14 protein-coding genes are annotated in these 13838 nt (G+C 69.3%); 4 read left to right on the forward strand and 10 right to left on the reverse strand.

Annotation, left to right across the window (positions count from 1 at the left end; genetic code table 11):
- The first annotated feature begins 164 nt into the window (after nt 1–164).
- The 3 genes from KV106_RS04325 (at nt 165) to KV106_RS04335 (ending at nt 2513) form a co-directional block, all read left to right on the forward strand.
- The gene (locus KV106_RS04325; protein ID WP_261206409.1) at nt 165–1202 is read left to right on the forward strand and encodes a phosphate/phosphite/phosphonate ABC transporter substrate-binding protein; all 1038 of its coding nucleotides are present in this window, start codon (nt 165–167) and stop codon (nt 1200–1202) included.
- A 75-nt stretch (nt 1203–1277) separates the two neighbouring features.
- The gene (locus KV106_RS04330) at nt 1278–1826 is read left to right on the forward strand and encodes a DUF6886 family protein (RefSeq protein WP_261206411.1); all 549 of its coding nucleotides are present in this window, start codon (nt 1278–1280) and stop codon (nt 1824–1826) included.
- A 75-nt stretch (nt 1827–1901) separates the two neighbouring features.
- Nucleotides 1902–2513, forward strand: coding sequence for a CHAP domain-containing protein (locus tag KV106_RS04335; RefSeq protein ID WP_261206412.1), 612 nt, complete (start codon nt 1902–1904; stop codon nt 2511–2513).
- Nucleotides 2514–2536: 23 nt separating this feature from the next.
- Here KV106_RS04335 and KV106_RS04340 read toward each other — a convergent pair whose 3' ends face one another.
- Together KV106_RS04340 and KV106_RS04345 are read right to left on the reverse strand one after the other, a co-directional pair.
- A complete protein-coding gene (locus KV106_RS04340; RefSeq protein ID WP_261206414.1) occupies nt 2537–4108 on the reverse strand; it encodes a PGAP1-like alpha/beta domain-containing protein in 1572 nt (523 codons plus the stop codon).
- A 183-nt stretch (nt 4109–4291) separates the two neighbouring features.
- Nucleotides 4292–5224: an AraC family transcriptional regulator gene (locus KV106_RS04345; RefSeq protein ID WP_261206416.1), complete on the reverse strand. Its 933-nt coding sequence runs from the start codon at nt 5222–5224 to the stop codon at nt 4292–4294.
- A 19-nt stretch (nt 5225–5243) separates the two neighbouring features.
- Between KV106_RS04345 and KV106_RS04350 the strand changes: the two genes are divergently transcribed.
- A complete protein-coding gene (locus KV106_RS04350) occupies nt 5244–5396 on the forward strand; it encodes a hypothetical protein (RefSeq protein ID WP_261206418.1) in 153 nt (50 codons plus the stop codon).
- A gap of 120 nt (nt 5397–5516) precedes the next feature.
- On the opposite strand, the gene KV106_RS04355 is transcribed toward KV106_RS04350, so the two are convergent.
- From KV106_RS04355 to KV106_RS04390, 8 genes are all read right to left on the reverse strand, one after another.
- Nucleotides 5517–8876 carry a glycosyltransferase gene (locus KV106_RS04355; protein ID WP_261206421.1) on the reverse strand — a complete coding sequence of 1120 codons (3360 nt, stop codon included), beginning with the start codon at nt 8874–8876 and terminating at the stop codon, nt 5517–5519.
- Nucleotides 8877–9008: 132 nt separating this feature from the next.
- On the reverse strand, nt 9009–9311 hold the full coding sequence (locus tag KV106_RS04360) for an I78 family peptidase inhibitor (protein ID WP_261206422.1): 303 nt from the start codon (nt 9309–9311) through the stop codon (nt 9009–9011).
- 67 nt (nt 9312–9378) lie between these two features.
- On the reverse strand, nt 9379–9789 hold the full coding sequence (locus KV106_RS04365; RefSeq protein ID WP_261206424.1) for a hypothetical protein: 411 nt from the start codon (nt 9787–9789) through the stop codon (nt 9379–9381).
- A gap of 1 nt (nt 9790) precedes the next feature.
- On the reverse strand, nt 9791–10546 hold the full coding sequence (locus KV106_RS04370) for a hypothetical protein (RefSeq protein ID WP_261206426.1): 756 nt from the start codon (nt 10544–10546) through the stop codon (nt 9791–9793).
- 301 nt (nt 10547–10847) lie between these two features.
- Nucleotides 10848–11834 (reverse strand): hypothetical protein, encoded by a 987-nt coding sequence (locus tag KV106_RS04375; RefSeq protein ID WP_261206428.1) that lies wholly within the window; start codon nt 11832–11834, stop codon nt 10848–10850.
- Nucleotides 11835–11878: 44 nt separating this feature from the next.
- Nucleotides 11879–12988: a hypothetical protein gene (locus KV106_RS04380; protein ID WP_261206430.1), complete on the reverse strand. Its 1110-nt coding sequence runs from the start codon at nt 12986–12988 to the stop codon at nt 11879–11881.
- A gap of 165 nt (nt 12989–13153) precedes the next feature.
- Entirely contained in the window at nt 13154–13294 is a 141-nt protein-coding gene (locus tag KV106_RS04385; RefSeq protein WP_261206432.1) for a hypothetical protein, read from the reverse strand.
- A gap of 2 nt (nt 13295–13296) precedes the next feature.
- Nucleotides 13297–13818, reverse strand: coding sequence for a helix-turn-helix domain-containing protein (locus KV106_RS04390; RefSeq protein ID WP_261206434.1), 522 nt, complete (start codon nt 13816–13818; stop codon nt 13297–13299).
- Between the last annotated feature and the right edge of the window lie 20 nt (nt 13819–13838).

Below are 13838 nucleotides of genomic sequence, written 5' to 3' on the forward strand. Positions count from 1 at the left end.
CGCGGATGCGCAGACTCCAAACCCTGCTGTCATTGGTTGGACGGCGGTCGCGCCTCGGCGCGCCGCGGCACGTCGGAGCCCTGCCAGCGTTTTCGTGAATCCGCATGGCACCGTCTTTCCTCGACCCTTCGAATGCACCCCCGGGTGCCACTCGCCGCGACGCATTGCTGCGTGTCGCGCGCGGCGGCGCCGGCGTGCTCCTGTTGTCGGGCCCGCGTCTCGCGCCAGCCTCGGCGGCCTCGAGCGAGGCCTTCTCCCCTGTGTCTTCCGCCCGGTTGCGCTTCGCCCTGCCGCTGCTCGACGAGGCCCTGGCCTCGCGCGCCGCGTGGGAACCGCTGCTGCACCCGCTGTGCGCCGCCGTCGGCTGCGCGCTCGAGACGGCCACGCTGTCCAGCCTCGAATCGCTGGCACGGGCCGTCGCGCACGCCGAGGTCGACGCCGGCTTCCTGGCCCCCGAGGCCGCGCTGCAGGCGGTGGTCGAGGGGCGGATGCGGATTCTCGCCCAACCGAAGCGCCCGGCGGCGCAAGACCCCAACCGCGCGGTGCTGCTGGTGCGCCGCGCGGCCCCGCCCGACGCGCTCGACCGGCTGCTGGCCGAACCGCAGGACTGGCGCATCGCCTACGGCGAGCGGCGCTCCATCGCGGGCTACGTGCTGCCGCAGGCACGGCTGTTCCTGCCGCGCGGCATCGACATGGAGACCGCCTTCCGCACCGAGACCGTCGGCTCCATCTTCGCGAACAGCCTCGCGCTGGCCAACGGCGACGTCGACATCGCGACCGGCACGCTCGACGACCACCGCCTGTTCTGCCGGCGCTTTCCGCCCGAGGCCCGGCAGCTCAAGATCGTCTGGCAATCGGAGCCCCTGCCCGCCGAGCGCTTCGCCATCCGCGCCGACTGGCCGCGCGCCACGCGCCAGGAGGTCCGCCGCTTCCTGCTGCGCTATGGCGCCGCCGCCGGGCCGCGCAGCGCCCAGGAGCGCGCCGTGCTGCGCGCGCTGAACGCGCCGGCCGGCTACGAGGCGGCGCCCCACGCGACGCTGCTGCCGGTGGCGCAGCTGCAGCGCGACCTGGCGCTGCAGCGCGTGCGCGCCGCCCAGTGGACCAGCGACGCCGCGCGCGGACGCCGGCTGGCGCAGATCGCGGCCGAGTACGAGCGGCAGAAGGCGGTGCTGCTGCGCGAAGAGGAGCGGGCGGCGGGCTGAGCGCGCCACGACCACCGGTTTCAGTGGCTCTTGTCGCTGGCCACCGCAGGCTTCGTGCGAGGATCGCGGCCTCCCATGCCCACGCCCTTCCCCTCGCCTCCCCTGAAACTCTGGCACGTCAGCGAACGGCCCGGCATCGCCGTCTTCGAGCCCCGGCTGCCGCCGAACCGCGACGCGGCCGTGGCCACGCCCGTGGTCTGGGCCGTGGACGACGCCTGCCTGCCGCACTACCTCGTGCCGCGCGATTGCCCGCGGGTCGCGTTCCGCGCGCTGCCTGCGACCACGCCGCACGATCTCGCGCACTTCTTCGGCGATGGCAGCAGCCGGCACGTGCTCGCGATCGAGCAGGACTGGCATGCGCGCGCGCAATCGACGCCGCTGTTCCTGTACGCGCTGCCGGCCCGGTCGTTCCGCTGCGTCGATGCCAATGCCGGCTACCACGTGTCGGACCGGACGGTGCGCCCCGAGGCCGTGCACCGCCTCGCGCAGCCGCTGTCGCTGCTGGCCGAGCGCGGCGTGGCGCTGCGCGTGGTGCCACGGCTCTGGCCGCTCGCGCGCGAAGTGGTCGCGTCTTCGCTGGGCTTCTCGTGCATCCGCATGCGCAATGCACGCGCGGAGGGCTGAGGACGATGGACGAAGCCCCGCCCCGCTGCCGTTAAGCTTGCCCGCGCGTCCCGCTCCTTCCTGCCCTCGCCTTCGATGCCTCTTCGCCGCCCCGCCCTTCTGCTCGCCACCCTCGCCGGCATCGCCGCGCTGGCCGTCGCCGGCTACTGGGGCGCCACCTACTTCAACCTCAACCCCGCGCGCGAGGTCGGCGCGGTGGTCGACGAGTTCAACGGCGTGAAGGTCTACTACAACGGCGGCGTGAACAACGCCGAGGGCCGCGCGCTGTCGCGCGACGGCTACAACCTCGGCATCCAGTACCAGTGCGTGGAGTTCGTCAAGCGCTACTACTTCGAGCGCTTCGGCCACCGCATGCCCGACGCCTACGGCCACGCCAGGGACTTCTACGACGCGGCCACGCCGCAGGGCATGCCGAACACGAAGCGCGCGCTGCTGCAGTACCGCAACGGCCAGGCCGAGAAGCCGCGGGTCGACGACCTGATCGTGTTCGCGCCGACGCTGCTCAACCGCTACGGCCATGTCGCGATCGTGGCGGCCGTGGGCGAGCGGGAGATCGAGATCGTGCAGCAGAACCCCGGCCCGTTCGGCGAGAGCCGCGCGCGGCTCTCGCTCGAGGCACGGGACGGCAACTGGCATGTGGAGGGCGGCACCCTGGGCTGGTTGCGGCGCGCGCGGACGCCGTCCTGAGTCCTGAGTCGCGCGCAGGCAGCTCAACGCCAGGGCCGCATCTCCACGCGCAGGGTGCCCGTCAGGCCGGGCCGGACGTCCTGGATGATCGTCATGTCGAAGGCATAGCCGTCGGCGCCCTGCAGCGGATACAGCGTGGCCTCGATGCCGGGCTTGCCCGGATGAACGTCCTGCGCGCCATAGAAGACGCGCCACCCGTACTTGGCGGCGGCATCCGGAAAGGCCTCGACGATGATCAGGTCGCGATAGACGAAGCCGCCTTCGTAGTGGCGCTTGAGGAACAGCAGCCCGTCGATCTCGTAGTCGGGCACCAGCACCTTGATGTCGAAGGCGAAGCTCACCGAGCCCGAGGCCACCACGCTCTTGGTCGGGTCCAGGAACAGCGAGAACAGGTGCGGGCTCTTGCTGCGGTCGGGCGTGCGCGCTCCGCCCGCGGCCGGGAACAGCTCGTCGTAGCCGCGGAAGATGGCCGAGTTCTCGCGCGCCTCGCGCCGCGTGATCTGCCACTGGGCACCGCGCACGCTGGCCACCACCTCGAACTGGTAGGAGGCCTTCACGCTCTTGCCGGCGTCGAGCGCCGCCTGCACCTCCTCCGGCAGCGTGATGTCGTCGATGTCGAGGATGCCGTCGGCGCGCAGCTGACCGAACAGGAAGCGCGTGAGGTTCTGGTAGCCCTCTTCCGAGTTGACGATGCCGTAGTGCCCCGAATGGCTGCGATTGACGAAGGCGCGCGGGGAACCGACGTCCGTGCCGTCGGCCGCCAGCCCGTGGGTGGTGGCGTTCTCGATGCGCACCAGGCCGTCGCTGGCATCGCCCGCGGCCCACGACGAGAGGCCGCCGGCCACCGCGTAGTCGCGCGCGTTGGTGCCCACCAGGTTGAACACCCGCTCGGGCGGGAAGTTCGTCACCAGCGACACGTCGTCGCCCTTGGGAACGGCCATGTAGCCGGCCATGCGCTCGCGGTTGAAGTTGTTGACGTCGCCGAAGGACAGCCAGCCCGGCACGTTGCGCACGATGCGCATGTCGATGCCGTTGTGCGGCGTGGCATAGGTGAAGAGCTTGTCGACCGCCGCGCGCGCCGCGGCCGAGCCCAGCCTGGGGTTCTGCAGGAAGGCGCGGCAGACCAGCCCGCCCATCGAATGCGCCACCAGGTAGACCTTGAAGTCGACCGGCGTCATCGCGTTGTTCGGGTTGGCGCACACCCGGTCGCGCAGGCGCAGGATCAGCTGGTCGAGCCCCTGGGCGAAGGTCTCGATCGCCGGTGTCTTGCCGTTGCCGAAGTCCTTCGAGGCATCGTCGTAGTAGCGGTAGATGACGATGCTGCGGTAGGGCACGGCCTGGTCGGCGCGCGAGGCGGCCATCAGGTCGTCGCCGTCGACGAACACGTCCTCGTAGCGGTGGTCGCCCATCAGCCGGACCAGCGGCGACTCGAAGTAGAAGCGGCGCATGTCGCCGGTCCAGGCCATGCGCGTCTTGGTCGAGCCGATGTTGAAACCCATGTAGGGGTCGGCCACGGTCTCCTCGATCTCGCCCTGCGTGGCGGCGAAGCCGCGCACGTAGATGATGGGGTGGTAGGGATGCTGTGCGTTGCTCATGGCGGGGTCCCCGAAGTTGATCGAATCGGCATCGGATCCACCGTGCGGCGGATGCCGCCGCGATCGCGCGGCGCCTGCCGTCTTCATCGTTCTTTGCACCGAGTCTTTCACCGTCCCCGGCCCGCGCCAATACTCCGCTTGCTCTACTTCCTCGGAAGGATGGACGCTGGCGCGCACGCGCCCTCAGCCCGCCTGCGACGGCCAGGTCCCGAGTTCGCGCTTGTAGGCACGCGCGAGGATCGCGCCGGTCGAGTAGCCCACCGCGTCGGCCGCCTGCTGCAGGGTCAGCCGGCGTTCGCGCAGCAGCCGCGACGCCAGGTGGATGCGCCAGCGCGCCAGGTACTGCATCGGAGAGAGATTCATCTGCGCGCGGAATCGCGTGGCGAAGGCCGTGCGGCTCATGTGGCACAGCGCCGCGAGCGATTCCAGCGTCCATGGGTCCGCGGGCCGGGCGTGGATTGCCTCGAGCGCCGTGAGCAACCTCGCATCGGAAAGGTCGGGGCCCGAGGCACCCGCGATGGGCATGGCCACCTCCGGCCTGCGCAACCAGGCCAGCACGGCGTGCTGCATCAGCGCCCCCAGCAGCTCGGTCACGCCCACGCCGTTGCCGCCGGCCCTGCGGTCGGCCATCCAGCGCACCGCGTCCGACATGGCGCGCAGCCAGGGCGCGGCGTCCGCGGCGCGCAGATGCAGCACGGGAGGCAGCGATGCCACCAGCGGATGGGCGGCCAGTTCCACCGATCGGTAGAAGCCGCCGCTCCACACGCTGTGCTCGCCGCCCGCCGGCGCGTGCCGCTCGGCACCGGCGGCGCCGGCGGAATGCGTCAGCAGTTCATCGAGGCTCGATGCGGGGAGACCGGGGTCCGAGAAGACACGGTGCGCATCGCCGTGCGGCAGGAAGACGACGTCGCCATGCCGCAGGTGCAGCGCCGGCTCCCCGCCGACCTGCAGCCAGCAATCGCGGCCGCCGACCACGTACAGCGGCGTGCGCCGCCGGCTCTCGACGCGAACGCAGAAGCGGGGACCGAGCTCGACCTGGAAATGCAGGGCCGGCTCGAAGCGCATGCTCTGGACCAGGGACTCGGGCGCGGGCTCGATGGGTGCGTCATCGGGCACCGGGAGACGAAGCGCCTCCTTGGCCATCAAGGCCGCGAGCGCCGCCGAATCCCCGTGCCGCCAGCGCTCCGATGACCGCTCGGGCCGACGCGATGCGGCACGCGGCGACGGCGAGGACGGGTTCTGTCCGCGCCGGCAGGAGAAGGACATCCAGAGCATGAATTCGTGGTGAAAGGATGGTGGCATGGGCCTGAGGAACCCACCCGCGATTTGTAAGCCCTTCTCCTGCCGCCGGCCCCCTCCCATCCGTGAGTACGGCCCCGGTTTTCGGATCGGCCATTCGGTCTACGCCTCAGGCGCCGGGGCCGTGGGCGGCGATCGGGATCACCGATGGGCGCCATGCGCGCCGGGTGGTGCCCACGACGCGGGCCGCGGCCGGCGCGGCGGCGATGCGCTGCAGGTAGGCCTTGAGCTCGGCGGCCTGCTCGTCGTAGCCGCGGATGCGCGGCAGCATCGCGTTGACGCCGCCGGCCGGCAGGCGATCGGGGCTGGCCAGCGCGTCTTCGATCGCACCCCGGAAAGCGTCGGTGTCGCCGATCTCGACCACGCGCCCGTTGACACCGTCCACGATGTCCTCGACCACCCCACCCGCCGCGGTCGCGATCACCCAGATGCCGCGGGCCAGTGCCTCGCGCACCACCAGGCCGAAGCTCTCCTTCCACAGCGAGGGCACCAGCAGCACGTCGATGTCGTCGTAGAACGCGTCCATCCCGGCCTGCTCGAAGGGCGCCACCACGCGCACCTGGCCCGACACGCGCCACTCGGTGGCGGCGACGGACGCCGCCCCGGTACGCAACGCGATGTCGGTGATGACCAGTTCGTAGCCGCCCACGCGCATGCCCTCCAGCACCTGCTGGAGCCAGAAGTAGCCCTTGTGCACCGCGCGGCCGCCGAGGTAGGCCATGCGCGGCGGCGATCCGGGCCGACGCGCCGGCCGCGGGCGCGCGGGCAGCGGCACGCCATTGCGGTTCACCGCGATCTGCTGCGGCGCGACGCCGTTCGCCACGTAGAGATCGCGCTGGAATTCGCTGGGCGCCAGCAGCAGGCTCGCACGGTCGAGCACGTCGCCGAGGAAGAACCTGCGCTTGAAGGTGAAGCCGCTGTCCGGCACGCACTTGGAACAGGCGCGCAGGTCGATCGCCTTCTGGTTGCAGTACACGCCGTTGTCCTGCACCATGAACTGGCGCTCGCACAGCCACCAGGCGTCGTGCAGCGTGATGGCGTAGGGCACGCCGGCCTCCACGCAGGCATGGGCCATCGTCGCGCCGAGCCGCTGCACCGAATGGAAATGCACGACATCGGGCCGCAGCGATTTCAGCAGCCGCGCGAAGATCTCGCCCACTTGCGGATCGTCGTAGTCGAGCGCGCGCTGCGTGTCGTCGGCCACCTGCACGGCGATCACGGGCAATCCGTCGACCTCGTAGCGCATCACGCTGTACGGCTCGAGCTCCGAGCCCAGGATGGCGGTGAAAGCGGTGACGTCGCAGCCGTCGGCCTGCAGCCGGCGGCACAGCTGCTCCGCGACCACGGTCGCGCCGCCGAAGCTCATCGGGGCGAACAGCACGTTCACGGCCAGCACCTTGAGGCGCGTGGCGGGCGCCGGCAGCAGCGGCCCGACCACCTGCTGCAGCTGCCGCGCGGCCACCACCTGCGGGTGATAGCGCGACAGCACGCTGCGGCGGGCTTCCTCCGCGATGCCGTGGCGCAGGCCGGCATCGAGCACCAGCCGGGTCAGGGCCGCCTCCCATTCCTCGGGCGTGTCGGCGATCAGGCCCGTGCGGCCATGCTCGATGCCTTCGCGGAACGGCCCCGTGCCCGAGCAGATGCTCGGCACGCCGAGGATCGCCGCCTCGATGAACTTGATATTGCTCTTGGCTTCGTTGAACAGGCTGTCCTCGAGCGGCGCGATGCTGATCTGCCACGAGGCGAGCGCGCGCAGGTAGTCGTCGCCCTGCAGGAACGGGATCTGGAACACCCGGTCGGCGAAACGCCGGAACGGCGCCGGCAGCTCGAGCGGGCCATGGATGGCGAGCCGCACCTGCGGGTGGCGCTGCATCACCGCCAGCAGCGCGGATGCCACGATGCCGAAGTCGCCGTCGTGCGTGCGCGAGCCGCTGCCGTAGCCGATGGTGACGAAGCGCGGATCGGTCCTGACCGGACGCCGCTCGAGTTCCGCGGCGAGCGCGAGGATGCCCTCGTCCAGGGCATTCGGCACCACGTGCGTCTTGCCCGGAACGATCTCGGCCATGCTGCGCGCGATCGCGGCCGTGCTTCCGATGCCGTGCTGGCAGTGGCTCAGCATCTGCCGGTACTGCGCCGTCGTCTCCTTCGACGATGCCATGCGATCGGACGGAGCGCCCGAGGCGAGCAGTTGCCGGCGATAGGCGTCCCAATCGAAGATCAGGTCGTCCACGTCGAAGAAGCTGGGCACGCCCAGCCGCCGGGCCTCGGTCGCCAGCAGCACCATGTGCGGCGCGGCCGGCACGCGGTAGAAGATCAGCAGGCCATGGAACGGCAAGGCCGCGCGGCAGGCCTCGGCGTCGCGCCAGCTGAGCACCGTGGTCTCGAGGCCCAGGTGCTCGAACATGTCGACCTTCTGGTCGACGCGATAGCGCTTGCAGGCCGGTATCGACAGCTCGGCGACGATGAGGATGCGCGCGCCCAGGCTCTGGCGCGACAAGGTCGTGAGCGGCGCGAGCCAGGGCCGGTGCCGCGCGGGATCGCGCGACGGCAGCGCGGCGATGGTGTCGAGCGACGGGCGGGCGCGCCCGGTCGATCGATGCGCGACCCAGCGCCGGGTCCACCGCAGCAGCTGCGCGCGGCGCCGCTCGTAGAAATCGCCGTGGCGGGTACCCGCCGGAAAGACGCGCAGCCGCATCCTTCCGTAGAACAGCACCAGCTGCAATCCGAGGCTGGCTTCGAAGCCGTCGATGCGCGCGGCCTGCGCCGCGGCGTGCGCCTTCAGCGCGAGGATGCGTGCATCGCGCTCGGCGATCTCCACGTCCTTCTCGAGCGATTCGAAGTGCCGGGTCTCGAGCATTTCCTCGGCCCGCTCGCGCTTGGCCGTGACTTCCGCGGCATGGCCGCGCAGTCGCTCCAGCTCCTGCACCAGACCCTCGATCCTGCGCGCGAGCACGCCATCGAGCGGCGGCACGCGCGGCCCGAGGCACAGCACGCCGAGCCCCAGGCCCTGTTCGAATTCGAAGGACGGATGGCGTTGCCGCAGCAGCGCCCAGAGGCGGCGCAGCTTGCGGCCGGCGCGGGTTCCGTGCACCAGCACGAGCGCCCGCGGGCCGAGCTTGGCGCGCCACGGCGCAAGGTCCAGCGTGGCCAGCCGCGCCGGATCGCCGGCATCGACATGCAGCAGGTCGATGCTGCCGTCCGCGAAGGCCGCGGCCGCCTCGCGCTGGCCCGCGAGCCGCGTGTCCACCGTATGGCAGGCCGTACCGCGCGCGGTGGACTGCCTGAAGGTGGCAGCCGGCACGCCGCCCTCCGCGCCGAGGTCGACGACGATGGCGGGCCGCGTGTGCTCGAGCAGCAGCGCGACGAAGGGCGCATGCACGCTCCAGGCGCGCGATGCCTGGGCTTGGGGCGCGGGAGAGGCCTTGGGTGCGAGGCCGGATGCGGTGGTGAAGGTGGGGAGGGTGGACATCGGAAGGCTTTGCGCGGGCGAACTCGGAGCCCGACGATTCTTCCGACAGGCAGCGCCACGGACTACAGCCGGCAGGACTGAAATCGCAGCCCGGCGTTCAGTCGTGCGGGGACGATGCGCGCAGCCCCTGCCCTAGCCGCAGGCAGCACGAACGATCTTGCCGGTGGCCGGGTCCGTCTCGATCGTCACACGCTCGCGCCGGTAGTCCATCGTCGCGGGCTGTCCGGGTTGAAGCTGGCGCACGAGGGAGGCACCGGTCGACTGCCGGGCCTCGGCATCGCCGATGCGGTTCTTGCCCGCGAGGGCGCTCGCCGCCTCCGGCCGGCAGATGCCGGTTGCACTGTCTTCACGCGCCTGCGGCGCGCTGCAGGCGGCGATCGACAGGACGGCCAGCGCCAGGGTCGCGGCCGGTATCAGTTTCGAGGTGGAAGCCAAGGCACATCCTTTCCTGGAACACGAAGCAATGTCCGCGTATTCCACCACGGCCGCCGCGCCGCGGCGGCTAAGGCATCGGGCTGACCTGCCCGGTCACGGGTTCGGGCTCGGATTTGCGTATCAGGATGCCGGTCTTGTCGAAAACGTACTCCGCCCCGTTCTTAACGATCGAGTCGTTGACCAGAAGCGGGAGGGCGCCAGGCGAAGCAGCCGCATTGCCGCAACCCACGCAAAGCCCTGTCAGCCTCGCACCGCCCTCATACATCAGGCGCGAGTTTCCGTCGGCATCCTCGATGGACTTCTGGGGCAAGCCCAGCCGTGCGATCACCTCTTTGCGGCTGGTCTTGCCGATCTCGAACTGCGCTGCCTTGAAATCGGTTTTCAGGCCGATGTTCGCCCCGGTGCATGCCACGAGAAAAAGCGCGCCGACGTACATCCACCAGCGAAGGAATACCGCCAACCGAAAGCTGCTCGACATCTCAGTCTCCCCGCTGAAAACCTATCGCTTGCCCGATGCTGACCATCGGCTTTCCGTCGAAGGTTTTCGTGCGATAGCGCTGGCGGGCCAGCTTTTCGGTTTCGGACTTCAATCCGGCCAGATCGTTTTCTTCCAGGAACGACTTGCCAGTGTTCTTGGGCAAGGTCACGGTTTGCGCCACCGGAAATGCCCCCGACCAGAGCGGCAGGTCCTTACGCAGGTCGTAGACCCAGAAGGAGTTGTTGATCGAGTGACGAGGTGCCAGTCCCAAAGTGGGGATGTGCATGAAGTAGCCAGACCAGCTCACCAGAATCAGATTGGCATAGCCGTGCGCTCGCAGGCTTTCCTTGAACTCGGGCGCGATGCCTGGCCCGCCTTCCGGCTTCGACCTCGACGCATGAAACGCCTTCATCAGCGACTTCTGGCGTGCGACGGCTTCCCTGGGCACATCGATGCCGGCTTCGCCGTTCAGCGGCGCGGCATTGAGGCCCAGCTTGGAAAACTCGTCGGCATGCACCCGGGTCAGCGCCGAGTCGCTATCCCAGATGCCCGCGTAGTCGGAGTCGGACGAGACCTGGGCAACGGCCAGCACCAGATATACGTCCTCCGAGTAATGAATGGACCCCACCGGATCGAAGAAGGCAACCGCGGTCTTCTCGCGCTTGAACTGGGTCGAGACCTCGGGCTGGATCGGCGGCTGGAGGGCCGTGCATCCCGTCAGCACGGCGACGATCAACGCAAGAAAGATGTTCCGCATGTAGCTTGGTCCTCTGCACCTTCAGGTGCGGTTTCGGTGAACGGTGGTGTTTCGCATTCGCTGTCTACGGATGCCGGAACGACGCGGCAATACGGCCCCTTGCCATCGCGGAAAGTGCTCGTTCATCGACCTCTCCTCGTCCCATCCGGGTTTGTAAGCAAATCCTACGCGGCGGACACGCTTCTTCTGGTGGGGACGGTCGCCCGCAGGCGGAATTTCTTGGGGGGTGTTGCATGCACGGCACGGCTCCCCCTACTGGGGGATATTCAGCGCCGCGATCTCGTCGCGGGCCGGCGGCCGCTCACCCGATCGCGGTGCGACGGCGCTTCCATATGACGCCGTCCACCAGGTAGTGATGGAAGTTCAGGACGAAGTGCGCAATGAGAATGGTGGGAAGCCCGAGCCACAGCAGGCTCTCGCCGATGCGGCTGGCGGCGAGGTACAGGAGGGCACCGCCGATCGCGCAGGGCAGGAAGAAGCGCATCGGCGGCATCAGGACGGCGCGCCATGGCGTTGCGCGCGCCGCCGAACTTCTCGCCATCTCGCCGCCCTCCTTGCCCGTCGTGTCGTCGCGCTGCCGTTGGCGGTAGACGAACACCAGGTACTGGATGTTGTGCCAGACGTTGACCACCAGCCAGCCGATGGTGATGTCGTCGATCCAGACATAGCCGACCAGCGAAACGATCAGGTGGGACAGCACGAGGCTGTCGAACGGTCCCGCCGCCTGCCTCGTGCGCCTCGAATACACCAGGCATGCCAGCCAGCACGCGGCGCCGGCGAGGGCTGCGATTCCCGCGGCCACGGCCCACGCCTGCGGAACCGGCGGCAGCCAGATCGGGTAGCCGAGAAAGCTGTCGCCGCCCTGTGCACTGCGATGCAGATAGCCCCACGCGGGGAACAGATAGATCAGCCCATAGGGCAGGCTGCGCCAGGGCACCTGGGGCCGCCGGTCGCAGCGCCTCGCGATGCCGTAGCACTGGCGGGAGACATGGAAGGACTGCGCGAGGAAATAGACGGCGAACAGTCCGGCCACTTCATAGGCGAGGGCGACGATGGTCAGGCCCGCCAGGATCAGGACCGGCGCGACGAAGACCAGCGCCTGGCGCATGCGGGGACGCGAGGCCATCGCGCCCAGGCGGGCGTAGGTCGCGACGATATGGGGATTGGCCAGCAACCAGACATCGATGTAGAGAATGGCCAGCATCATCGGCGCGGACCACGATGCCAGCGCGCCGGCCGCCAGCGCCGCGAGCAGGTTGCCGACGACCAGCCACTGCTCGCGTCGCATCGAGCCGGCTGCGACGGTCCCCGACCAGGGCCCCCCATGCGCCGTCATGTCACGGGCATCGGCATGGGCCGCGGCCGGGGCGATCCGAGGGCGGCCTGCGTGGGAGGGATCGAAAACACCGAGCCGGGCCGCAGATGGCGCTCGAGATCCGCCCGCATGATTTCGTAGGCCGCGCTCCGGGCTGCCGTGAATCTCGAATCGAGGGTCGCGCGGCTCGCGATGCCCGACAAGCCGGCCGGCGGAAGCTGCTGGTAGGGGTCGTACTGTTCGGTGATCTCACAGGGGTGGCAGCGTCCGTCCACGTCGTACTGGCTGTCGATCCTCACCGTGTAGAGGGCACCGCCCTCCTTGGCCGGGTCCACGGGAAAATTGAAAGTCAGAAGCTGTGCGGACGCCCTGGTGCCGGCCGTGGTTTCAACGGGGATGAAACCGGCATTCCTGTAGGCCCCAACGATGGCCTCCTTGAGACTGGACTCATCGATGCCGGTGAAGGAGTTGCCGAAGAGATTCCGCTCGCCGGCCCACTGCCGCTTGTAGTTGAAGCCTCCCCACGCGGGATCCCTGTACTCGCGCCCGCTGGACTCGATGGTCGCGTACGCGTTGTCGATGGCCGGCACGAGCAGCGCGCTCAGCTCGTACTGCGTCATCCACGGAAGCGCCTGGAACTCGGACGCGTTCCTGATCTCGGCGAACCGCAGGAAGCAGGGATTGCACCGCTTTCTTTCGTCGAACAGCTCGTCGGCCGAAATGAAGATCATCGGCTTCGGCTCGACCTTCGGATAGGCATCGAACCTGAATTGGAAGATCGTCGACTTGTTCTTCTGCGCGTCCACGGCGACGAGAGAGAAGCCCGACTTCTGGAAAGCCTTGCTCACCATCGACCGGAACTCCGTGACGGTGATCTTCTGATAGGCCGCGGCCGGAACGGAGGGCCTTCCGATCTTGTAGCTGAGGCCCAGAACGCCCTGCAACGGCTGCTGGGCGAAGGCAGCCAATCCGGCAAGCAGGCAGCAGCAGCCCATCAGGGCCTTGCAAAAACGGTAGATATCCATCACGCATGCTTTCTGTAAAAAGCGCGCCGCGCGCGCCGCGTCGATCGGGGTGGAAACCAGCTTCGGGGACCAGGCCGAACACGCCGTGATGGGCGCAGCCACACGGCCCTCCTCGTCCCGCGTGTGCCTGCGGGACGCATCTTAGGTGCGGGAAGAAGCGCGCCGATGACGCAGCGATCCCATGCCGACGGAATTTCGTCGCGGCGTTGCGCCCAACGCACGCCTCATCCAACCGGAGGATATCCAGCGGGTGCGCGACTCCGGCGTTCAGTCGACGTGGTCGTAGCGCTCGACCTGGCAGGCCTCGGTCCCCGGCTGCGTCGCGCACACCGAATACGCATGCGGCGGCGCGCTCGCGCAGCCGGCGAGCAGCAACGCGACGAACGCCAGGAGAAGCTTCGCCCGCATGCTCATTCCGCCTGCGCGATCACCAGCAGCACCGAGGCCGGCGTCTTCCCCACCGACGTGATCTTGTGCGGGATGCCCGCGTTGAAATGCGCGGTGTCGCCGGCCGACAGGGTTTCGGTGCGGCTCGCGAGCTGCAGCGTGATGCGGCCCTTGAGCACATGGAGGATCTCCTCGCCCTCGTGGTGGCTCATCGGGTGGTTGCGCACCGGCTCGTCGGTCGGGTGCAGCACGAAGGCCACCATGCGGTGGCCCGGCAGCGAGCCCGACACCAGCCGCGCTGCGCCGCCCGCGGCCGCCGGCTGCTGGCGATGGATGACCACCGGATCCTCCTCGGACGACTCGGCGAACAGCTCCTCGACCTGCACGCCCAGCGCCTTCGACAGCTTGAGCGCCGCGCCCACCGAGGGCGTGGACACGCCGCGCTCGAGCTTGGACACGTAGCTCTTGGTCAACCCGGTGGCCTGCGCCAACCCCTCCAGCGTGAGCCCCGACTGGACCCGCAACAACTTCAACTTGATGGACATGACTTTTCTTTAGGACACTT

It is taken from the genome of Variovorax endophyticus, assembly GCF_025376855.1.
Taxonomy (GTDB): Bacteria; Pseudomonadota; Gammaproteobacteria; order Burkholderiales; family Burkholderiaceae_C; genus Variovorax.